Annotated in this window: 1 protein-coding gene; it reads right to left on the bottom strand. The window is 71.6% G+C overall.

Annotated elements, in window-relative coordinates; genetic code table 11:
* Positions 1–16 precede the first annotated feature (16 nt).
* On the bottom strand, positions 17–580 hold a 564-nt coding region (locus tag FHN55_RS20580; protein ID WP_218974877.1), incomplete at its 5' end, for an NAD(P)-dependent oxidoreductase.

Raw genomic sequence — 580 nt, 5'->3', positions numbered from 1 at the left:
GGGGGGGGGGGGGGGGTCAGGCGGTGAAGGAGTCCCTCCACGAGTGCTGCGGGGCGTACCCCAGCACGCGCTTCGCCTTCTCGATGCTCAGCAGCGTCTCGTGCTCGCCCAGCTCGCCGCGCACCTCGACGCCGGGGAAGACCTCCGCCATGAGCGACGCCGACGACTTCTGCATCACCGTGTCGGCGTTGGCGATGACGAACACGTCGGCGCCGGTGGCCTGCAGCTCCAGGGCCTTGCGCACGGCCTGCGCGCCGTCGCGGGCGTCGATGTAGCCCCACAGGTTCCACACGCGGGTGCCCGGGTCGGCGTCGTAGTCGGGGAACTCGGCGTACTGGTCGGGGTACATGACGTTGGAGAACCGCAGGCCGATGATCTTCGCCTCGGGGTCCCAGCGGCAGAACTGCACCGCCATCTCCTCGCCCAGCGCCTTGCTCAGCGAGTAGCTGGAGTTGGGGCGCGGGTGGTACTCCTCGTCGACCGGCGCGTACGGCGGCGGCTCCTCCTGGAACGGCAGGCCGAGCACCGTCTCCGACGAGGCCCACACCACGTTGCGGATGCCGGCGGCGCGGGCGGCGGC

The organism is Streptomyces sp. NP160, assembly GCF_006335115.1.
GTDB lineage: Bacteria > Actinomycetota > Actinomycetes > Actinomycetales > Quadrisphaeraceae > Quadrisphaera.
The sequence above is the reverse complement of the archived record's forward strand: the minus strand, read 5'-3'. Positions and strand labels throughout refer to the sequence as shown.